Raw genomic sequence first — 20,513 nt, 5'->3', positions numbered from 1 at the left:
TTCGAATATAGTAATTCTTTTTTTTTCGGTCAAAAACCTGACAGTATCATTTTTTTAGAAACCTAGGGGGGTCATCGTAACATGAAGAAGAAAAGCTTTGCTTTAGCTACATCGGTAGCACTCGTATCAAGTGCGTTCCTCGCAGCTTGTTCGACAACGGATTCAGGCGACAAATCGGGCGACACAGGTTCAAGCAAAAAATCAAATGATCAAACACTTAATTTGATCGAAGGTTCGGATATTCCGACACTCAACCCGACGACTTCAACAGACTCAGTTTCATTTAACGTATTGAACAACACGATGGAAGGTCTTTACCGTCTTGATGACAAGCAGCAGCCGACTCCGGGTATCGCTGAAAGTCACACGGTTTCCGATGACAAATTAACATACACGTTCAAATTACGTGATGCGAAATGGTCTGACGGTACACCAATCACGGCAAAAGACTTTGAATATGCATGGAAAGAAGTTCTTAATCCAGAGAACGCTTCACAGTATGCATATGTCTTCTACAATATCGAAGGTGCAGAAGAGTACAACACGAAGAAAGGTGATCGTGATGCTATCGGCGTTAAAGCAGTCGATGACAAAACGCTCGAAGTTAAACTAAAAGCACCTGCAGATTACTTCCTCGGGCTCACTGGATTCGGACCATTCATGCCGAAATCAGAAGAACTCTCGAAGAAAATCGGGAAAGACTTCGGTTCGACTGCAGACAAATCGCTTTACAACGGACCATTCAAGTTAACAGAATGGACACGTGAGCAAGGCTGGAAAATGGTTAAAAACGATAACTACTGGGATAAAGATGCCGTTAAACTCAAAACGATCAACGTTAAGGTCGTTAAAGAGACAGCGACAGGCGTTAACTTATATGAAAAAGGCGACATCGATCGTACAGGTCTAACTTCTGAGTTCGTTGCCCAGTACAAAGACAATAAAGAGTTCAAAACAAAAGGTGAATCAACGATCTTCTACCTTTACCTCAACACAAAGGTAAAAGCACTTGATAACGAAAAAATCCGTCGCGCAATCGACATGGGTTACAACAAAAAAGGAATCACGGATGTCATCCTTGCAAACGGATCACTTCCAGCGAACTACCTCGTACCAAAAGATTTCGCGAAAGATGCTGACGGAAAAGATTTCCGCGACAAGTATCCGGCATTCAACGAATACAATGCCGACGAAGCGAAAAAACTTTGGAAAGAGGGTCTCAAAGAAATCGGTCAAAAATCGGTTGATCTTGAGCTCTTGAACTATGACAGCGACGACTCGAAAAAAATCGGTGAGTTCTTGAAAGGGGAACTTGAGAAAAACCTTCCAGGTATGAAGGTTACGATCAAGCAACAACCATTCAAAAACAAACTTGATCTTGAAAACAAAGGTGACTTCCAGTTCTCACTCGCAGGCTGGGGTCCTGACTACCAAGATCCAATGACGTTCCTCGATCTCTTCGTCACGGGCGGACCATACAACCGTGGTAAATGGTCGGACAAAGAGTACGATAAACTCATCAAAGATGCACAAACTCAAACAGATGCAGCAAAACGTTGGTCTGAATTACAAGAAGCTGAAAAAATCCTTCTTGATTCAGCAGCAATCTCACCTGTTTATCAGCGTGGACGTGCATTCCTCGTTAAACCATACGTTAAAGGAGTCGTCGAGCATAACTTCGGCGCAGACTTCTCATACAAATGGGCTTCGATTGAAGGAAAATAAGCAAAATAAAAACGGCTTCCGATTTGATTCGGAAGCCTTTTTTTATCTGTGATATATAAAAAAGACCGGGATGCCCCGGTCTTTCGCGTAAAGGACGAATTATTTTTTTACTTTCGCACGTTTCCGTTGTAAGCCCATTGCCTTTTCAATCTTCGCAAGTTTTTTGGCAGCAACTGCTTCTGCGCGATCACGTCCAGCGTCGAGAATTTGATCAAGCTCTTCAGAGTCAATCAATTCATAATAGCGCTGTTGAATCGGTTCGAGTTCCGCAATGATCGCTTCCGCAACATCTGCTTTGAATGTTCCATAATTCGAGCCTTCGTATTTTGCTTCAAGAGCTGGAATCGAGATACCAGCGAGTAGGGAGTAGATCTCAAGTAAATTCGACACACCTGGTTTGTTTTCTCGATCGAATTTTACGATACCTTCTGAGTCCGTGACAGCTGATTTCACTTTTTTACGAATGACATCCGGTGCGTCAAGCATCGAGATGAAGCCTTTCGGATTTTGATCAGATTTCGACATCTTTTTATCTGGCGTCGTCAAACTCATGATCCGGGCACCTGATTCAGCAATGATCGGTTCTGGTAATGTGAACGTCTCATAATAGCGGCTATTAAATCGTTGCGCTAAATCGCGCGTTAACTCAATATGTTGTTTTTGATCGTCACCGACCGGAACGAGTTCCGCGTCGTAGAGTAGGATATCAGCTGCCATGAGTGTCGGGTAGACGAACAACCCTGCACCAATCCGCTCTTTTCCTTGTGATTTATCTTTATATTGCGTCATGCGTTCTAGTTCACCCATACCGGAAAGACATGTCAACATCCAGCCGAGTTGCGCATGCGCTTTAACTTCTGATTGAACGAAAATCGTTGATTTTTCTGGGTTCAGACCACTTGCGATATAAAGAGCAGCAAGGGCGCGTGTATTGTTCATCAGTTCAACACGATCGATATCGACCGTGATCGAATGCAGGTCGACGACGCAATAATATGCATCATGACCATCCTGTAAGTTCACGAAGTGCTTCATGGCACCTAAGTAATTTCCGAGTGTGACCGTTCCGGTTGGTTTGATACCTGAGAAAATCGTTTTCATAATGAAATCCCTCCAAATAATAAAATCAAAATAAAAAACGCCCCTTGAAAATCAAGGGACGAGTCATCGCGTTGCCACCCAAGTTGCTATTTACATAGCCGCTCAATTTGCTGTAATGGGCAAACCCATCTGACTCTACTTGTTTCGAATCAGCCACTCGAAAGTCCATTCACTTAGGCATCACCTGTCCATTTTCAGCACCATGGACTCTCTGAGAGGAGTGGATCTAAGTTACTACTCTTTGTCGTCGTGTTTTCTTGTTTGATTAGCTTGAGTTTATCATACCTTAGGTAAAGCGTCACGTTGATTTCGTTTAAAAATATGAGATGATCAGTGAGACGACGATGAAGATGATACCGCTTGAGACATAGGGTTTCGTCCGTGCTGAAGCACGGCGTTGCTTTTTGCGAAGCACTTCTTCCTCCTCGTCTTCATCTTCGTAATAATCGCCATCAATCTCTCGCAACTTCGCTTCCCGCTGCTTTTTGAATCCAGCTGTCATGCCACGGAAGAAACCGTTAGCAGACATATTCGAGAAGAATCCTACTGCAACTAACAAGAATCCTGCTATGAATAAACCACCAGACAGATGATACAAGATACTGTGTGTCGAATCCGTCATAGTTGCCCAAATCGTGTAAAGCAGAACAAGAATGACCGCAATGATGACCGGTCGGAAATACGTCGATCGCATGAAAATCCCCCTTTGCGTACATAGATACCCTTAGTATACGAAACTTTTAATGCTGTTACGAATCGGTAACAAATGAATGATGCAAAATAGCAAATAGTGTGACTATTCACTTGACGTTAATGCTATTCTCACATAAAATCAATTTATCACTTCGTTTAAGTTTTTGAAACTAGGTCAATGCATTTTGGGGAATACATTGCAGTTTCGACGGGACGTTATTGATGTCATACGCATTATGGCAACTTGAAAATTGAAAAGGAGATGACTTACCGATGAAGAAAAAAACAGTCGGTCTCGCTTTATCAGTCATGCTTGCAGGAAGCGCTGTGCTTGCTGGATGTTCGACAGGTGGTGGAGACAAAGATTCAGGTTCGACAGACGGCAAGAAAAATCTACGCTTAACGGACACTTCGGACATTACGACAGTGGACCCGGCGAAGGCTACGGATGCCGTCGCTTTCAACATGATCGGGAACACGATGGAAGGTCTCTATCGTTTAGACAAAGACGGAAAAGCGATTCCAGCACTTGCAGAAAAAACGGATATCTCAAGCGACAATTTAACGTATACGTTCACACTTCGTGATTCGAAATGGTCAGACGGTACACCCGTCAAAGCACAGGATTTCGAATTCGCATGGAAACGTGCTGCTGATCCAAAAACAGGTTCTAGTTACTCGTACATCTTTGACACGTTAAAAAACGGCTCTGATGTCACGCAAGGTAAAAAGCCTGTTGATGAACTCGGTGTTAAAGCAATCGATGATAAAACGTTAGAAGTAAAACTCGAGCGTCCAGCTCCGTATTTCCTTTCACTGACATCGTTCGGTACGTATACACCAATCAGTGAAGAATTCTACAAGAAAAACGAAAAAGACTTCTCACTAAAACCAGATAAATTGCTTTATAACGGTCCTTTTGTTTGGGAAACTTGGAAAACGGATTCAAAACGTGTCCTGAAGAAAAACGATAACTACTGGGATAAAGATGCTGTCAAACTCGACGAAGTCACAATCAGTGTCGTTAAAGATAATTCAACAGTAGTAAATCTTTATGATTCAAATGATGTCGATTACGCAGTTTTGACTTCAGAGCAAGTTGAAGCTTACAAATCGAAACCTGAATTCAAGACAGCGCTTCGTTCTTCGATCGCTTACTTGAAATTCAATAACGAAGATGCAACGATGAAAGATGTCAATGCCCGTAAAGCAATCGCTCGTGCGATCGATCCAAAAGGTATCACGGATACACTTCTTGCGAACGGTTCGATTCCGACGACAAGCTTCATTCCAAAAGACTTCGTCAAAGATGCATCAGGCAAAGACTACACGAGCGACATCAACTGGTTCGATCGTGACGCGAAAGAAGCAGCAGATCTTTGGAAAAAAGCAAATGGCGATAAAAAGACAACGATTGAATTGCTTTCGTTCGATAGTGAAGATGCGAAAAAAATCGGTGAGTACATGAAAGGTCAAATCGAGAAGAATCTTCCGAATGTCACGGTTTCAATTAAGCAACAGCCGTTCAAGAACAAACTCGATCTTGAAACAAAAGGAGACTACCAAGTTTCTTACTCACTTTGGGGTCCAGATTACCAAGATCCAATGTCTAACCTTTCCATCTTCGAATCAACGAACAGCCAAAATGACGTGAAGTACAAATCAGCTGCGTATGATAAATTATTAAATGCGGCAAACGACGAGTCAGATTTGACGAAGCGTTTGGATTTGTTCAAACAAGCTGAGGCGCAGTTGATTGAAAAAGATCAAGCCATCGCACCAATCTATCAAGCTGGTTCTGCATACTTGAGCCGTCCGTCGGTTAAAGATTTCAACCGTCAATTGTTCGGAGCAGATTTCCAATACAAATATGTTGATGTGAAGTAATCGAGAACGGGAGCGTCCCTAAGTCAGTTCGGGTGCGCTCCTGTTTTATACTACTTTGAATGAACGGAAACTCATTTTTAGCGGAAATGTGAAATTTTCGTAAAAAAGTGGTTCTAATTACTTTGTTAGCAAAGTATAATGGAATCAAACGAAAAATTCTGACTATTGGACGACATTAAAAAAAGCGTCTGATCGAACATCGAATCAAAGCACAATTAAAAAGAATTTTAAATTTTTATAACAAAATTCTTGAATGTTCCGACAATTGTGGGTCATACTGATTTTATTGATGTTTCGAAAAAAACAGAAAATCTTTATAGGGGGTGCCATCTTATGGGCCGTTATTTAGCTCAACGCCTGGTTTACGGCGTATTGACGTTTTTACTCATCGCTTCGTTCACTTTCTTCCTGATGGATCTGCTACCAGGTTCACCATTCCAGAACCAGGAGAAACTTTCTCCTGAACAGTTGAATATCCTTCGGGATAAGTACAATTTGAATGATCCACTACCACAACGCTATGCAGCGTACATGGTTAACTTATTCCAAGGAGACCTTGGTGTATCGTTCAAATATGACAGCCGTCCAGTTACAGATTTAATTTCTGAACGAATTGGACCATCGGCTCAACTTGGAGTTCAAGCACTCGTACTTGGTGTACTCTTAGGTCTCGTACTTGGTGTAGTTGCTGCACTTCGTCACAACACAGTTGTCGACTACGGAGCAATGTTCATCTCGGTTCTCGGGATTTCAGTACCATCTTTCGTATTCGCCTCACTCCTTCAGTATTATGTCGGCGTGAAATGGGGCGCTTTGCCAGTAGCGTTCTGGGAAAGTCCGGCGCATACGATTCTACCAACGATTTCGTTGTCTCTTGGGGTCACCGCCTCGATTGCCCGATTCGTAAGGACGGAAATGCTTGAGGTTACAGGTCAGGATTACGTCACGTTAGCTAAAGCAAAAGGCCTAGATGGTCAATCAATCACTTGGAAACACATGGTTCGGAATGCATTGATTCCTGCTATTACGATTCTTGGACCTATGACTGCTGCATTGATCACAGGTACATTTGTCATCGAAAAAATCTTTGCTGTACCTGGGCTTGGTGAGTTGTTCGTATCGTCAATCACACAAAATGACTATACAGTTATCATGGGTACGACGCTGTTCTTCTCGGCAATCTTCATTCTCATGATTTTAATCGTCGACTTGCTATACGGTGTCGTTGATCCACGGATTCGTTTGGGGGGTAGTAAATAATGGCTGAACAAAATTCAAATGCAAAAGCGGAACAGTTCGATTCATCATTGTTTCAACAAGTTGAGTTCAATGAACAAGCCGGTGAACGAATTGCCGGTAAAAGCTTAAACTTTTGGCAGGATGCTTGGATGCGCTTGCGTAAAAACAAAGCAGCGATCATTTCTCTTGTCTTGATCATCGTGATTGCCATCATGTCATTAGCGGGTCCTGCAATCTCTGGTAAAGATGCTTATACCCAAACAATCACTCAAGCTAAACTTCCACCTAAAGTAACAGGATTAGAGTGGGCTGGCTTTGATGGTATGGCAACACTTGGTGAGACACCAATCGATTTTTATAAACAAAAACAAGTAAAAGAAAATTATTGGTTTGGTACGGACCACCTTGGTCGTGATCTTTGGTCACGTGTCTGGGAAGGGACTAAAATTTCACTCTTCATCGGTTTGATGGCAGCGCTTATTGACGTTCTCGTCGGTGTCACATACGGTGGTATTTCAGCTTATTACGGTGGTCGCGTCGATAATATCATGCAACGGATCGCGGAAATCCTGACAGGGGTACCGAACTTAATCCTGATCATCCTCTTCATCTTGATTCTTGAACCGGGAATCACGACGATCATCCTCGCGATGACGATTACTGGTTGGATCGGGATGAGTCGACTCGTTCGTGGTCAGATCCTGAAACTAAAGAACCAAGAATTCGTTCTCGCAGCACGTACACTTGGTGCTTCTAGCGCACGTTTAGTCTTCAAACATTTGATTCCAAATACCTTGGGTACAATCATCATCTCGCTCATGTTCACGATTCCTGGGGCAATCTTCTTCGAAGCTTTCCTAAGCTTCATCGGTCTTGGGCTTGCACCACCGCAACCGTCGCTTGGTACACTGATCAATGAAGGGTACAAAGAACTTAAGACGTTTCCTTTCTTGCTCGTCGTTCCATCGACAGTGCTCGTACTCCTCATGATCAGCTTCAACATGTTGGCAGATGGATTACGTGATGCGTTCGATCCACGTCTACGTCGCTAACAAATATTAGATTAGAGAGGAGCTCATCCAAAATGGAAACAATCTTGTCAGTCCGCGACCTGAATGTCGCTTTCCATACGTACGCCGGGACGGTTCAAGCCGTCCGCGGAGTATCGTTCGATTTAAAAAAAGGTGAAACACTCGCAATCGTTGGTGAGTCCGGTTCTGGTAAATCGGTTACTTCAAAAGCCATCATGCGTCTGATTCCAAATCCGCCAGGTGAAATCACAAAAGGTGAGATCTTATTCGAAGGTCGCGATTTGGTTAAGCTTTCCGATAAAGAAATGCAAAAAGTACGCGGTCGTGATATCGCAATGATCTTCCAAGATCCAATGACATCACTTAACCCGACAATGACGATCTACAAACAGATTGCCGAAGGTTTAAAACGTCACCAAGGATTGACAGGTGATGCTGCTAAAAAACGTACGCTTGAATTACTGACGCTTGTAGGGATTCCAAACCCAGAAGCACGTCTGAAACAATATCCACACCAATTGTCTGGTGGGATGCGTCAACGGATCGTCATCGCAATCGCACTTGCTTGTAATCCGAAAGTCTTGATTGCCGATGAGCCGACGACAGCACTCGATGTTACGATTCAAGCGCAAATCCTTGAGTTATTGAAAGACATTCAACAAAAAACGGGTACAGCGATCATCTTCATCACGCACGATTTAGGCGTCGTAGCGAACATGGCCGATCGTGTAGCGGTCATGTATGCAGGTAAATTAATTGAGAAGGGTACAGTCGATGAGATTTTCTACGAGCCACGTCATCCATATACTTGGGGACTCCTTGGTTCAATGCCACGTCCATCGGATGACCGTTCACAAGATTTACCGGCGATTCCAGGAACACCACCTAACTTACTTCATCCACCAGTCGGTGACGCGTTTGCACCACGAAATAAATATGCAATGAAGATTGATTTTGAAAAAGAACCTCCTTTCTTCAAAATTACAGATACTCACGAAGCGGCGACATGGTTGCTCCACCCACAAGCACCGTATGTTGAGCCACCACTTGCAATTCGGGATCTGGCGTTGAAATACCGCCCAGATAGCGTATTCGCGAAATCGCTTCTGAAAGGCGGTCTGAAATAATGGAAAACCGTAATAAATTACTTGAAGTAAAAAACTTGAAGCAACACTTCAACATTGGACGCGGACGTGTCGTTAAAGCGGTTGATGGTTTATCATTCGATATCTATGAAGGCGAAGTACTTGGTCTTGTAGGTGAATCGGGTTGTGGTAAATCAACGACTGGTCGCTCAATCATCGGATTGTATGAGGCGACAGACGGCGAAGTCATGTTCAAAGGTGAAAACGTTCATGGTAAAAAGTCGCGTAAAGATAAACTGAAGTTCAACCGTGCGATGCAAATGATTTTCCAAGACCCTTATGCGTCACTCAACCCACGGATGACAGTCGGTGATATCATCGCTGAGGGAATTGATATTCATGGTCTAGCAAAGTCGAAAGACGAGCGGAATAACCGTGTGTACGATTTACTCGAAACAGTTGGTTTGACGAAAGAACATGCGAGCCGTTACCCACACGAGTTCTCGGGTGGTCAGCGTCAACGGATTGGAATCGCGCGTGCGCTTGCTGTAGAACCGGACTTCATCATCGCGGATGAGCCAATCTCGGCACTTGACGTATCGATTCAAGCGCAGGTCGTCAACTTGATGAAAAAACTGCAACGTGATCGTAGTTTGACTTACTTGTTCATCGCCCACGACTTATCGATGGTAAAATATATCTCGGATCGTATCGGTGTTATGTACCAAGGTCACCTCGTTGAACTATGTAGTGCGGATCGCTTATATGAGAATCCGGTCCATGCTTATACGAAATCGCTCTTGTCTGCGATTCCTCTTCCGGATCCAGAGCACGAGCGTACGCGTAAGCGGATCGTTTATGATCGTCCGACGAGTGGACCTGTTGGTAAATCAGATGAAGATTCAAGCATTCCACCACTTCGTGAAATCGAACCAGGTCATTTTGTTTCGATGACGGATGCAGAACTGGAAGCATATCAAGCGCAACTCGTATAATTGTTTAAAACAAAAGGCATTTCCACGTTGATCGTGGAAATGCCTTTTAATTTTCTGATGCAATTCGTGGAAGATGTGCGAAGCGATGAACGACAGAATCAATCGCATCAAGACGGCGCATGGCTTCATCAAAATCGATTTTTTCATAGTGATGTAGTCCGCCTGGTTGTTCTTCCAGCGTATCCGCATCGTGCACAAGTTGTTGAAGTGGTGTCCGGTTGATTGCACCAGGTGGAAGATACGAATCCGTATGCAAGAGAACGGCAAGTGCGATTTCTTTGGCACGAGCTGGTTCTTCACCAAGGCGAATCAAAAGTTTATGAGCGCGTTCAGCCCCTTTAATGGCATGAATATCATTTTGACGATAGAGATCATAGTTCCAAGTGCCATCGGTATACCATTCGTAATGCCCGATGTCATGGAGGAGTGCAGCTTTCGTAGCTGTATCCGCATCTAAACCTCGCTTCGTAGCGAGCGTCAGTGCGCGTTCAGCTACTGAAATCGCATGATTCAAGCCAGAACGGGATAAATATTTTTGAGCGATCGGATGATCGAGAATAGTGACGAGTGTTAATGACATGAATGAAAAACTCCTTCCTGAGCGTTGATATTTCTATACACTCTACAGAAAATTGAAAGAAATTGCAACTATTTTTCATTACTTAATCGACAATCTCACATATTTAATTGCTTAAAGTAGGAATAGATTTTTGATATACGTGGTATAATTACTAATGTAGAAGATGATTATTTTGCTTTCGTAGGTTGTTAGTTCTGTTTCGGACCGATTGGGGTGTCGGAATATGAAAGAACGTGACAAAAAGAAAAAGCTGAAGAAGCGCCTTTTGCGGGATATTTTAGAGAAAAAACTAAAAGAAATGAAACTTCCTAAAGCAAAAGAGACGATTTCTCAGCCATTTGATCACACGCCAGCTTGTTAAAGCCACGTGGTGGCTTTAACAAGCTTTTTTACGAAAAGTTCTTTCATCTTTATAAAAAAGCTAGGTTTTCTGCTTTATTAGATGTAAACTGTCAAGTAATAGAACCATCATCGATATCTATGTATTCACTTAGGTGTTGAATGATGTTAAATCAGGGGGAGGATGTTTTTCAATGGTAACACTCTATACTTCACCAAGTTGTACTTCTTGTCGGAAAGCACGCGCGTGGCTTGAAGAACATGAAATCCCGTTCGTAGAACGTAATATTTTTTCAGAACCATTATCGCTCGATGAAATCAAACAGATTCTTCGAATGACGGAAGATGGAACGGACGAGATTATCTCAACGCGTTCAAAAGTCTTCTCGAAACTCGATGTTTCCGTTGAAAACTTATCGTTGCAGCACCTATACGATTTAATTCAAGAATATCCTGGATTATTGCGTCGTCCGATTTTGATTGACGAAAAACGTCTTCAAGTAGGATATAACGAGGATGAAATCCGTCGATTCTTACCACGCAAGGTGCGTACATTCCAACTTTTGGAAGCACAGCGTCTTGTAAACGAGTAATTTTAAAAAGCACGCTGCTTCGTGAGCAGTGTGCTTTTTGTTACCGATAAAAAAGGTTAAAATAAAGATAACAAAGGAATAGAAATATATCCTTCGGATTCGAAAGTGTGAATCCAAGTCATGTCCTCGTTCGTATTCTAGATAAGGAACGAGAAGAAAGGAGTGGACAGATTGAAAATCGAACGCGTCAATGACAATACGGTCAAGTTCTTCATCACTTATACTGACATCGAACGCCGTGGTTTTGCCCGAGATGAGATTTGGTATAATCGGGAACGGGGAGAACAGTTATTCTGGCAGATGATGGACGAAGCGAATGAAAAAGAGTCCATCTCCTTCGAAGGTCCACTATGGATACAAGTGCAAGCTTTTGAAAAAGGTCTTGAAGTCACTGTAACGATCGCAAAAAATGCAGTCGATGGTGAGCAAGTCGATGAAGACGAACTCGATTCACTTTTACGATCAGCGATGTCTGAGACAGAAGATAAAGATACAGAATTAAGCCAGGATGTCTTATTCGAAACTCATGATTTCGAGCATATCATTGCGCTTAGTCAATATGCGAATGCTCCTGTCTTCGCAGAACTTGAAACAGCGCTTTACCAAAAGGATGGACTGTATCTACTACATGTTCATTTCGAAGATGATGTGAATGTAGAAGCACAAGAAAATGTCATGAGTTTAATTGCCGAATATCTTCATTTCAGCGAACAAACGATTCATCCTGTCGCTGAATATGGAAAACAAATCATTGCTTCAGACGTCTTTGCCTTTATTCGGAAATACTTTCCGAATTAAAGGAACTAAAAGTGCGAGTAAAAGGAGGATCACGAATCGTGATACCTCCTTTTATTCTGACATTAAGTGAGGGTATAACCACCGTCTACGATAAGGGCTTGCCCATTGATGTAACTCGCTTTATTCGAGAGTAAGAAACAAACGACTTCTGCGATTTCAGAAGGTTGTGCAGGTTCGCCACGAAGATGATGCTTCATCGCAAGATCAAACTTATCTTTCCCGCCATATAATGCGTGGCTCAATGATGTGTCGACCGGTCCCGGACAAATGGCATTAAAACGATACTTGCCATGGAAGCGGGCAGCGTATGTCTTTGTCAGTGTCAATAAAGCGCTCTTAGACGATGCATAGGGTAAGAGCATGGCGGGAAACTTGACGTGACCGACGATCGCGCTATTATTGACGATAGAGGCACCTTTTGAGAAACGTTTCGTCGCGAGCTGGATGATTCGTTCAGGGGCATGATAATTCACTTGGAACACTTCTTTTTGTTGATCGGAGATTCTCTCGGGTGCGACGGGTTTTCCAAATGTCCCTGCATTATTAAAAATCCCGTCGATTTCTGGAAAATCTTCGAGTGTTTCTTCAAAGAACCTGTCGATGGCAGAGGAATCAGTCAAGTCGACAGGGAAGAAATATAAACGTCCTTCTCCGCTAGATTCAAGAGAAGCTCCTTTGTCTTGATTACGACCAATGGCAAGAATGGTATGACCTTCTCGAATCAGTTGGAGGGCAGTTGCTTCTCCGATTCCACTTGTTGCACCAGTAATGATATACGTACCCATTTAAACGCTTCCTTTCTGTCATGAGTTCTTAACTACAATTTTTACAACATACATAAAAGGAGGGGGATTCATGCTACGACGTGTACAACTTCTCATGACCCTCATCTTGACCATCGGTTTAATCGCCTTTTTATCCTACTATTGGAGCGTCTATATGGTAGGCTGGCTGTCCATCGTCATCATTTTGGTCGTCATGAGCGTGTTCGTCATCATTTTGCTTGAAAATCGTAACCCAGAACGAACACTCGTCTGGGCACTTGTCATGATGGCACTACCTGTTGTCGGCGTGTTTGTTTATTTTACGTTTGGTCAGAACTACCGCCGGAAACGAATGTTTCGATTGAAAGCAATGCTTGATGAAGAGTCTTATATTAAATACCGTACCCAGTTTAAAACAGCAGTACACCAATCAGTGTTCCAAGAAGGACATTATGGAAAAGTTGTCACACTTATCGATTCGATCAGTCGACTTCCGATTTCGTATAATACACATACAAGAATTTTGACGAATGGTCAGGAGAAATTTCCGATTCTTTTAGAAGAGATTCGTCAAGCACAACATCATATCCATTTGGAATACTATATCGTACGGGATGACGAGCTCGCATTGCAGTTACAGGAAGTATTGATTGAAAAGGCACAACAAGGAATTGAAGTCCGTTTTCTTTATGATGCCGTCGGGTGTTTTTCGACAGATAAGCATTATTTCAAAAAGATGCAGGAGGCAGGTGTTGAAGTTCGGGCATTCTTCCCTGTCGTATTACCGTTCATTTCGAGTAAGTCCAACTACCGAAATCATCGGAAGATCGTTGTCATTGATGGAACAGTTGCTTTTACGGGTGGAATTAACGTTGGGGACGAGTATATCGGTCGCGATCAGCATTTTGGATTTTGGCGTGATACGCATCTTCTTGTACGCGGAGAAGCTGTTTCTGAACTTCAATTGATTTTCCTCCAAGACTGGTACTATATGACGGGGGAACGCCTGTTTACACCGTTTTATATGGAACCACTGGAATATGTCGATGAAGCAACGGGAGGCGTTCAAATCATTGCCAGTGGACCTGATGAGCCACATGAGGCAATGAAGTCACTTTACTTCGGACTCATCACAGAAGCGCGTGAATCTGTTTACATTGCATCTCCATATTTAATACCAGATGAAGATTTGATGACAGCACTAAAGACAGCCGCTATGTCTGGAATTGATGTTCGTATTCTTCTGCCAAGCTTTCCGGATCATAAAATCGTATTTTATGCGAGTCGCTCTTACTTTGATGATTTACTCCAGGCTGGTGTGAAAATCTATGAGTATAACAAAGGATTCATGCATTCGAAAGTCATCGTCGTGGATGACGCCATCGCAACGATTGGAACAGCAAATATGGATTTACGGAGTTTTCATTTGAATTTCGAGGTAAATGCTTTTTTATACGGAACAAATTCGGTTCATCAATTAACACGTGATTTTTATGAGGATTTTAGCCAGTCTACACAAGTTGATGCTGATTTGTTTCATCGTCGTCCATTACGCCGCCGTTTAGTTGAATCAATTTCACGCTTATTCTCACCGCTACTCTAGCAAAAGGGGACGATGCTGATGTTTGAAGCCATTGATGGGTCATGTAAACGCATTCTGATTCATAGGTTTTCTGTCCATGAATTAAAAGCGATGTCCTTACGTTGTCCGTATTGTCTGAAGCCATTGCGCGTCAGGCAGGGACGACGACCACATTTTGCACATATCTCAGCATGTTCAGGAGAAAGTAGCTTACATGTATCTTGGAAACGACGAATTGCAGATTCGTTGATGAATGCAGGCGTTCGCGTCGAGACCGAATGGACGATTGGACAGCGACGCTTCGACCTGTGGATTCCGGAAAAAGAGATTGGGATTGAAATTCAGCGTTCTCCGATGTCGGCAGATGAATGGATTAGACGAGCAAGACTTGATGCGAAACAAGGACAAACGGTTCGTTGGATTGGGTTTCATCCGTCACATGGTGTCACATTTCGTTTACAAGGATGGATGCGTCAAGCCTTCTTAGAAAATGAGTATTTGGACTTGATTGTTGACAATCAAATCCGACGGTTTCGACATCCGCTCCCTTTTGCGAAACATTATGTCTATTGTACCGTTCAATCCCTTTCATTATCCGACTTCCTTTCGACGGAACTTCCGTCATTTCCTCGGAAATTTTCAATGGCTCGATGGCAAGGAATCGTCTTGCGCTATCGACAGCGTCCTTTTTATCCTTCGTTACCTCCACGAATGCTTAAACTTCCATTATATGAGGCAGGGTTTCATCTTCTGAATCTGCCGTCATCGGTCTTTCTTCCGATCAGTCACTTATTATCGTATCCCGTTCATCCTTTTGAGTTTCAAATGGCAGTCTTTTTGCGGTTAAAAGGGGTTTATTCCTCTACTGCTTTAGAACAGGCCGTCTTTCATTTACTTCATCGATTGGATATCCCGTTTGAACGACCGATGATCGATTTACTTATCACGGAATGGTTAGAGCGGATCGAGGAGGCGAATCGGCTGTTTTAGCAGGAGCAATTCGATTGTTTGTCGAAAAGAAAACAGGTATAACTGAATTAAAGGAGTGAGGGAAATGGCAGAAGTATTAACACGTCAAGATGTTGACGTTTCAGAAACTTGGAATCTAGAATCGATTTATGCATCAAACGAAGCGTGGGAAGAAGAATTTGAATCGGTGAAAGCGATGCTTCCATTACTCGTCGAGTATAAGGGTCGTCTTGGACAAAGTGCGGACACACTCTATGAAGGGTTACAGTTACGAGACGAAGTCTCAAGACGTCTTTATAAGCTCTATACATACGCGCACATGCGTTACGACGAAAATACAGCGGATAGCTTCTATCAAGCCATGAACGACCGTGCTCGGACGCTTGCGTCACAAATCGGAGCCACACTTGCTTTCATGACACCGGAATTGTTAGCTGTACCTGAAACAACGATAGAAGCGTATCTTAATGAGAATGTAGACCTTGCGATGTACCGTCATGCATTTGATGAGTTGAACCAAGAACGCGAGCATGTGTTGACGGAAGCGGAAGAAGCGATTCTAGCGAAGGCGGGAGAAGTTCTCGGTCAATCCGGTACGACATTCGGTATGCTGAATAATGCAGATTTGACATTCCCGAAAATTAAGGGGGAAGACGGGGAAGAGACGGAATTGACACATGGTCGTTTCATCACATTCCTTGAATCATCTGATCGTTCGGTGCGTGAAGCCGCATTTAAAGCGATGTACGGAACGTATTCGAAATACACGAATACGCTCGCCTCAACTCTTGCTGGGTCAGTTAAGAAAGACAACTTCTATGCAGATGTTCGGAAGTTCCCTTCGGCACGCGCGGCAGCCTTACATGGTAATGCAATCCCTGAATCCGTTTATGATGGGTTGGTTGAAGCGGTACATGAGCACTTACCATTGCTTCATCGCTATGTTGCCTTACGTAAACGGGTCCTCGGTCTTGATGAGTTACACATGTACGATATGTATACCCCCCTCGTTTCTGAGGTCGAGATGAAGGTCTCTTATGAAGAAGCGAAACAATTGATGGTCGAAGGGCTCGCGCCGCTTGGAGCAGAATATAAACATATTCTCGAAGAAGGGTTGTCTGAGCGCTGGGTTGATGTCCGGGAAACGCGTGGTAAACGGAGTGGAGCATACTCTTCTGGTGCTTACGATACACAACCATTCATTTTGATGAACTGGCAAGATAACATCAATAATCTTTTTACGCTCGCACATGAATTCGGACATTCGGTTCATAGCTACTACACGCGGAAATCTCAACCATATCCATATGGCGATTATTCAATCTTCGTCGCTGAAGTCGCTTCAACGACAAATGAAGCGTTGTTAAACGACTATCTATTGAAGAAAGTGACGGATCGTAAAGAAAAACTTTATCTATTAAACAATCAACTTGAAACATTCCGCGGTACATTGTTCCGACAAACGATGTTCGCTGAGTTCGAACATGCGATTCATGATGCGGCGCGTCTTGGACAATCGTTGACACCAGAATTCTTGACGTCAACGTATTATGCCTTGAATCAAAAATACTTCGGAGAAGAGATTGTATTAGATGAAGAGATTGGTTTGGAGTGGGCTCGGATTCCACACTTCTATTACAATTACTATGTCTATCAGTATGCAACAGGCATTTCGGCGGCGGCTGCTTTGACGGATCAAATCCTAGAAGAAGGACAACCGGCTGTAGAACGTTACATCAATAATTTCTTAAAAGCGGGATCAAGCGATTATCCAATCGAAGTACTAAAAGCTGCTGGTGTTGATATGACAACAAAAGCACCAGTTGAAGCAGCACTTCGTCAATTTGAACGAGTCCTAGATGAATTCGAAGCGTTATTAGCAGAGTGACATCTTTGTGACAAAGTGAACAAAGAGTGGAAAAGAAAAAAGACTCACGGTATACTTATATTGTGAAGAGGGTCACATTCCCCAGTCGATTCTCTTTTTCCCCCATCCAATGGTCAAAAGAAGAAGTCCTTCTCGTCATGAAGGACTTCTTCTTTTTCTATGAGTGAATACCAAAAAAGGACAGTGAAGCTTGCTCCACTGTCCTTTTTGTATTAAGCATGTGCTGAATCTTTTAAATGCCGCCATACTTTTCCATCACAGTACGATAGAGAAGCACATTTCTGTTGTAAGACCAGTTTTTTTAGTTCGTGTTCAACCTGGGATTCAGGAGCGTCATAAATAAAGGCGATTTCAGCCGTAGTTGCTGTTTCATACCGTCTCAAGAATTGTTCAAGTGGTGGCTTCGATTGTTTTTCAATCGTATGATCTAGCAGTTCACTTAAGATCGAAACATAGACCAAATACTCATAAGGTCCTTCTGCCTTAATGGCTTCCTCATCTCCAACGAAAGCGAGTGTCGGAAGAATTCGGACATCCCATTCCGTGACCAGTTCAGTCTCTTTCTCGAGCATTTGCTGAATCGTGTCCGACGAGACATCACGGTGGAATTCATCTAAATCCAGACCATACTCTGTCAATGCTTCGGCTAACCGCATCAATGATGGACGGCTGTAAGCACTCTCACCTTCGACATTATGAAGCATCCGAAGGCGTCGCATGAACCGCATACCAAACGTTTTTCCTTGAAGCTCGATTGCTTTTAGGATGACGAGTGGTGACATATCGCACGCGGAACGTGAAGGAGCACAAGGAATCGTAGCAATCGTGCGGAGACGAAAAAGATGACCATATTCTAGCTCTAATTTCTTGAGAACGGGTATCAACCGTAAACCGTCCGTTTGTGTCACATCTAAAAAATGATAGATTTCCAGAGGTTTCGTCGGTTGTTGAATCGATGGTTCGTCCAATGAACAATAAGATCCGTTACATTGTGCGTGTTCCATCCGTTCACCCCTTCCTGTTGTTATCGTTACCCTATTTTAGCAACGAAAAAAAAGAAAGAGCAAAGGTTTTGCTTGTTCATTCTTACACGAAAAATCAAGAAAGCGCTTTACGTTCCATGAAGCGAACGATTTTATTTTTTGTTTTGCGCTGTGGAATATCGTGTTCTGAAAGAATTCGCTCGAAATCCTTTTGCCCTTGTTCGAAGTTGCTGACCTCAAACTCTAACTCATAATCGGTATGTCCGAGATAGCGACTTTTATCAAGGACGAGTAAGCCTTCTGGAAGCACCGTCTCGATGCGTTCGGTTTCTAAACGTCCTAAATGTTCCAACGAACCTTGCAAGTCAAAAGACGACAACTGGTGATTCATCTCTTCGGAGTGAATCAGACCGTATTTGAATAGATCTTCCGCTTCACTTGCTGATAGTGTGACATGTGTTTCAAGCAATCCATTTTCATGAGGTTGTTTTAAAGTAAGGACAAGTCCTTGTTTTTTTTCACGTATCCGTAAGGCAGCACCTTTTTTTCGAAGTTCGAAATCAGGCGTATCAAAATAATCATTTGCTTGCCAAATGGGTTGTTTAGTTGACGCATAATGGGTAAATAACGATAGATATTCTTGTTCAGACAATAAGTTCTTGAATTCGATTTCCAATTCTTGTCTAATCGGAATCACGCCTTTCTAGTTGAATGTCTGAAAATATGATAACATGAATGAGGTAGGAACAGGCACTGAACCAATACTATTCGATTAAAAGTGGTGACAAATCAGATGACAAAAGAAAATTGGGATTTATTTCTTGCGCCGTATCAAATCGCGGTCGATGAGTTGAAAGTAAAGCTAAAAGCGATTCGTAAACAATTTCAGCAACGGGGAGAGCATTCACCGATTGAATTTGTCACAGGACGGGTCAAACCTGTAAAAAGCATTCTTCAAAAAGCAGAACGAAAAGCAATTGCGCGTGAATCATTGGAACAAGATATGCAGGATATTGCCGGATTACGCATCATGTGTCAATTCGTCGATGATATCATTCATGTTCTTGAACTATTACGTTCGCGCGGTGATTTTAAAATCGTCGAGGAACGTAACTACATCACTCAAAAGAAGGATAGTGGTTATCGATCGTATCATGTCATCATTGCTTATCCAGTACAGACGATCGAAGGTGAAGTACCGACATTAGTCGAGATTCAAATTCGTACGCTTGCGATGAACTTTTGGGCGACGATCGAACACTCGTTAAATTACAAGTACCAAGGGAACATTCCGGAAGAAACACGGGAGCGCCTACGCCGTGCGGCAGAAGCGGCATTTTTGCTTGACGCGGAGATGAGTCAATTGAAAGTAGAAATTCAAGACGCGCAACTCGTCTTTCAACGCGACGCTAAGGCGTCGGAACGATTAAAAGAGTAGGGGGATGACCATGCGTTTTGCAATCACGGCTCGTGATGATGAGCGTTCTCATGCGCTAAAACAACAACTCGAGCAGGCGTTGACGGAGCGGGGATGTGTGCTTGATGTCAGTCAACCGGAAATCGTCGTTTCAATCGGGGGAGACGGGACAATGTTACAAGCGTTCCATTCGTATCTCGATCAAGTAGAGACGATTACCCTTGTAGGGATTCATACAGGGCACCTTGGTTTTTATGCGGATTGGCGTCCTGAAGAGATGGATGAGTTGATTGATCATATCGCGAAGCAGGATTTAGCGACGGTCGAATACCCGCTGCTTGAACTATCAATTGACTATGCGGATGGCTCACATAATCAACTGCTTGCTTTGAACGAGTGTACGATCAAAAGTTTCAATCAAACACTCGTTTGCGATTTATCGATTCGAGGCGACTATTTTGAGACGTTTCGAGGTGACGGGTTATGTATATCGACACCCTCTGGTTCGACGGCATATAACAAGGCGCTCGGCGGTGCGATTGTCCACCCGGCACTCGAAGCGATCCAAATTACAGAAATGGCTTCGATCAATAATCGTGTTTACCGGACGATCGGCTCACCGATGTTGTTACCGAAACATCATGATGTCGAAATTCGTCCCGTCAATCCGATTGATTTTCAGATGACCTATGACCACTATGCTTCGATTGTCCATCAAAATGTGACATCGATCCGGTGTCGGGTATCAGATAAAAAAGTGAAATTTGCTCGTTTTCGTTCTTTCCCGTTTTGGCAACGGGTGCGGGAATCTTTCCTGGCAGACGAAAGACGTTGACGCAGTATG

The 20,513-nt window shown here is 43.1% G+C and carries 20 protein-coding genes and 1 other annotated feature; of the genes, 14 read left to right on the top strand and 6 right to left on the bottom strand.

Going from position 1 to position 20,513, the window contains the following annotated elements; all coding sequences use genetic code 11:
• Positions 1–81: 81 nt before the first annotated feature.
• A complete protein-coding gene (locus ACY2IG_RS11880; protein ID WP_056062443.1) occupies positions 82–1,725 on the top strand; it encodes a peptide ABC transporter substrate-binding protein in 1,644 nt (547 codons plus the stop codon).
• Between the two features lie 99 nt (positions 1,726–1,824).
• Here ACY2IG_RS11880 and trpS read toward each other — a convergent pair whose 3' ends face one another.
• Together trpS and ACY2IG_RS11870 are read right to left on the bottom strand one after the other, a co-directional pair.
• Positions 1,825–2,826 carry a tryptophan--tRNA ligase gene (gene trpS / locus ACY2IG_RS11875; RefSeq protein WP_056062436.1) on the bottom strand — a complete coding sequence of 334 codons (1,002 nt, stop codon included), beginning with the start codon at positions 2,824–2,826 and terminating at the stop codon, positions 1,825–1,827.
• Between the two features lie 51 nt (positions 2,827–2,877).
• Positions 2,878–3,083 (bottom strand) — a binding site (T-box leader).
• A 56-nt stretch (positions 3,084–3,139) separates the two neighbouring features.
• The gene (locus ACY2IG_RS11870) at positions 3,140–3,520 is read right to left on the bottom strand and encodes a DUF3899 domain-containing protein (RefSeq protein ID WP_035406587.1); all 381 of its coding nucleotides are present in this window, start codon (positions 3,518–3,520) and stop codon (positions 3,140–3,142) included.
• A gap of 272 nt (positions 3,521–3,792) precedes the next feature.
• Between ACY2IG_RS11870 and ACY2IG_RS11865 the strand changes: the two genes are divergently transcribed.
• The 5 genes from ACY2IG_RS11865 (at position 3,793) to ACY2IG_RS11845 (ending at position 9,756) form a co-directional block, all read left to right on the top strand.
• Positions 3,793–5,406: a peptide ABC transporter substrate-binding protein gene (locus tag ACY2IG_RS11865; RefSeq protein ID WP_462617959.1), complete on the top strand. Its 1,614-nt coding sequence runs from the start codon at positions 3,793–3,795 to the stop codon at positions 5,404–5,406.
• A gap of 333 nt (positions 5,407–5,739) precedes the next feature.
• A complete protein-coding gene (opp3b, locus tag ACY2IG_RS11860; protein WP_035406592.1) occupies positions 5,740–6,666 on the top strand; it encodes an oligopeptide ABC transporter permease in 927 nt (308 codons plus the stop codon).
• Positions 6,666–7,697 (top strand): oligopeptide ABC transporter permease, encoded by a 1,032-nt coding sequence (gene opp3C, locus ACY2IG_RS11855; protein WP_035406596.1) that lies wholly within the window; start codon positions 6,666–6,668, stop codon positions 7,695–7,697. The genes opp3b and opp3C overlap by 1 nt, the downstream gene beginning before the upstream one ends.
• A gap of 32 nt (positions 7,698–7,729) precedes the next feature.
• On the top strand, positions 7,730–8,803 hold the full coding sequence (locus ACY2IG_RS11850) for an ABC transporter ATP-binding protein (protein ID WP_035406599.1): 1,074 nt from the start codon (positions 7,730–7,732) through the stop codon (positions 8,801–8,803).
• Positions 8,803–9,756: an ABC transporter ATP-binding protein gene (locus ACY2IG_RS11845; RefSeq protein ID WP_035406602.1), complete on the top strand. Its 954-nt coding sequence runs from the start codon at positions 8,803–8,805 to the stop codon at positions 9,754–9,756. The genes ACY2IG_RS11850 and ACY2IG_RS11845 overlap by 1 nt, the downstream gene beginning before the upstream one ends.
• A gap of 46 nt (positions 9,757–9,802) precedes the next feature.
• On the opposite strand, the gene ACY2IG_RS11840 is transcribed toward ACY2IG_RS11845, so the two are convergent.
• Positions 9,803–10,336, bottom strand: coding sequence for an HD domain-containing protein (locus tag ACY2IG_RS11840; protein WP_035406605.1), 534 nt, complete (start codon positions 10,334–10,336; stop codon positions 9,803–9,805).
• 223 nt (positions 10,337–10,559) lie between these two features.
• On the opposite strand from ACY2IG_RS11840, the gene ACY2IG_RS11835 reads away from it, so the two are divergent.
• The 3 genes from ACY2IG_RS11835 (at position 10,560) to mecA (ending at position 12,066) form a co-directional block, all read left to right on the top strand.
• On the top strand, positions 10,560–10,697 hold the full coding sequence (locus tag ACY2IG_RS11835; protein ID WP_023468890.1) for a hypothetical protein: 138 nt from the start codon (positions 10,560–10,562) through the stop codon (positions 10,695–10,697).
• A gap of 172 nt (positions 10,698–10,869) precedes the next feature.
• On the top strand, positions 10,870–11,268 hold the full coding sequence (gene spxA / locus ACY2IG_RS11830) for a transcriptional regulator SpxA (RefSeq protein WP_012370920.1): 399 nt from the start codon (positions 10,870–10,872) through the stop codon (positions 11,266–11,268).
• A 171-nt stretch (positions 11,269–11,439) separates the two neighbouring features.
• Complete coding sequence (gene mecA / locus ACY2IG_RS11825; RefSeq protein WP_035406608.1) at positions 11,440–12,066, top strand: adaptor protein MecA; 627 nt, start codon at positions 11,440–11,442, stop codon at positions 12,064–12,066.
• Positions 12,067–12,128: 62 nt separating this feature from the next.
• Here mecA and ACY2IG_RS11820 read toward each other — a convergent pair whose 3' ends face one another.
• The gene (locus ACY2IG_RS11820; protein WP_035406611.1) at positions 12,129–12,851 is read right to left on the bottom strand and encodes an SDR family NAD(P)-dependent oxidoreductase; all 723 of its coding nucleotides are present in this window, start codon (positions 12,849–12,851) and stop codon (positions 12,129–12,131) included.
• Between the two features lie 70 nt (positions 12,852–12,921).
• Here ACY2IG_RS11820 and cls point away from each other — a divergent pair, with 70 nt between their 5' ends.
• The 3 genes from cls to pepF all read left to right on the top strand — a co-directional run bounded on the left by cls (position 12,922) and on the right by pepF (position 17,269).
• The gene (gene cls / locus ACY2IG_RS11815) at positions 12,922–14,433 is read left to right on the top strand and encodes a cardiolipin synthase (RefSeq protein ID WP_056062426.1); all 1,512 of its coding nucleotides are present in this window, start codon (positions 12,922–12,924) and stop codon (positions 14,431–14,433) included.
• A 228-nt stretch (positions 14,434–14,661) separates the two neighbouring features.
• Positions 14,662–15,402 (top strand): competence protein CoiA family protein, encoded by a 741-nt coding sequence (locus tag ACY2IG_RS11810; protein WP_462617958.1) that lies wholly within the window; start codon positions 14,662–14,664, stop codon positions 15,400–15,402.
• Between the two features lie 64 nt (positions 15,403–15,466).
• Positions 15,467–17,269 (top strand): oligoendopeptidase F, encoded by a 1,803-nt coding sequence (gene pepF / locus ACY2IG_RS11805; protein WP_462617957.1) that lies wholly within the window; start codon positions 15,467–15,469, stop codon positions 17,267–17,269.
• A gap of 212 nt (positions 17,270–17,481) precedes the next feature.
• Here pepF and ACY2IG_RS11800 read toward each other — a convergent pair whose 3' ends face one another.
• Positions 17,482–18,273: a DsbA family protein gene (locus ACY2IG_RS11800; RefSeq protein ID WP_035406622.1), complete on the bottom strand. Its 792-nt coding sequence runs from the start codon at positions 18,271–18,273 to the stop codon at positions 17,482–17,484.
• A 94-nt stretch (positions 18,274–18,367) separates the two neighbouring features.
• Positions 18,368–18,928, bottom strand: a complete 561-nt coding sequence (locus ACY2IG_RS11795) for a CYTH domain-containing protein (RefSeq protein WP_052019082.1) — start codon at positions 18,926–18,928, stop codon at positions 18,368–18,370.
• Positions 18,929–19,045: 117 nt separating this feature from the next.
• On the opposite strand from ACY2IG_RS11795, the gene ACY2IG_RS11790 reads away from it, so the two are divergent.
• The gene (locus ACY2IG_RS11790) at positions 19,046–19,690 is read left to right on the top strand and encodes a GTP pyrophosphokinase (RefSeq protein WP_035396676.1); all 645 of its coding nucleotides are present in this window, start codon (positions 19,046–19,048) and stop codon (positions 19,688–19,690) included.
• Positions 19,691–19,700: 10 nt separating this feature from the next.
• Positions 19,701–20,504, top strand: coding sequence for an NAD kinase (locus ACY2IG_RS11785; protein WP_035406625.1), 804 nt, complete (start codon positions 19,701–19,703; stop codon positions 20,502–20,504).
• Positions 20,505–20,513: the final 9 nt, after the last annotated feature.

It is taken from the genome of Exiguobacterium sp. EF_C8 (genome assembly GCF_054956715.1).
The sequence above is the reverse complement of the archived record's forward strand: the minus strand, read 5'-3'. Positions and strand labels throughout refer to the sequence as shown.

Coding starts and splice junctions, on each gene's coding strand:
- ACY2IG_RS11880 (WP_056062443.1), top strand. CDS start 82: ATGAAGAAGAAAAGCTTTGCTTTAGCTACATCGGTAGCACTCGTATCA.
- trpS (WP_056062436.1), bottom strand. CDS start 2,826: ATGAAAACGATTTTCTCAGGTATCAAACCAACCGGAACGGTCACACTC.
- ACY2IG_RS11870 (WP_035406587.1), bottom strand. CDS start 3,520: ATGCGATCGACGTATTTCCGACCGGTCATCATTGCGGTCATTCTTGTT.
- ACY2IG_RS11865 (WP_462617959.1), top strand. CDS start 3,793: ATGAAGAAAAAAACAGTCGGTCTCGCTTTATCAGTCATGCTTGCAGGA.
- opp3b (WP_035406592.1), top strand. CDS start 5,740: ATGGGCCGTTATTTAGCTCAACGCCTGGTTTACGGCGTATTGACGTTT.
- opp3C (WP_035406596.1), top strand. CDS start 6,666: ATGGCTGAACAAAATTCAAATGCAAAAGCGGAACAGTTCGATTCATCA.
- ACY2IG_RS11850 (WP_035406599.1), top strand. CDS start 7,730: ATGGAAACAATCTTGTCAGTCCGCGACCTGAATGTCGCTTTCCATACG.
- ACY2IG_RS11845 (WP_035406602.1), top strand. CDS start 8,803: ATGGAAAACCGTAATAAATTACTTGAAGTAAAAAACTTGAAGCAACAC.
- ACY2IG_RS11840 (WP_035406605.1), bottom strand. CDS start 10,336: ATGTCATTAACACTCGTCACTATTCTCGATCATCCGATCGCTCAAAAA.
- ACY2IG_RS11835 (WP_023468890.1), top strand. CDS start 10,560: ATGAAAGAACGTGACAAAAAGAAAAAGCTGAAGAAGCGCCTTTTGCGG.
- spxA (WP_012370920.1), top strand. CDS start 10,870: ATGGTAACACTCTATACTTCACCAAGTTGTACTTCTTGTCGGAAAGCA.
- ACY2IG_RS11820 (WP_035406611.1), bottom strand. CDS start 12,851: ATGGGTACGTATATCATTACTGGTGCAACAAGTGGAATCGGAGAAGCA.
- cls (WP_056062426.1), top strand. CDS start 12,922: ATGCTACGACGTGTACAACTTCTCATGACCCTCATCTTGACCATCGGT.
- ACY2IG_RS11810 (WP_462617958.1), top strand. CDS start 14,662: ATGAATGCAGGCGTTCGCGTCGAGACCGAATGGACGATTGGACAGCGA.
- pepF (WP_462617957.1), top strand. CDS start 15,467: ATGGCAGAAGTATTAACACGTCAAGATGTTGACGTTTCAGAAACTTGG.
- ACY2IG_RS11800 (WP_035406622.1), bottom strand. CDS start 18,273: ATGGAACACGCACAATGTAACGGATCTTATTGTTCATTGGACGAACCA.
- ACY2IG_RS11790 (WP_035396676.1), top strand. CDS start 19,046: ATGACAAAAGAAAATTGGGATTTATTTCTTGCGCCGTATCAAATCGCG.
- ACY2IG_RS11785 (WP_035406625.1), top strand. CDS start 19,701: ATGCGTTTTGCAATCACGGCTCGTGATGATGAGCGTTCTCATGCGCTA.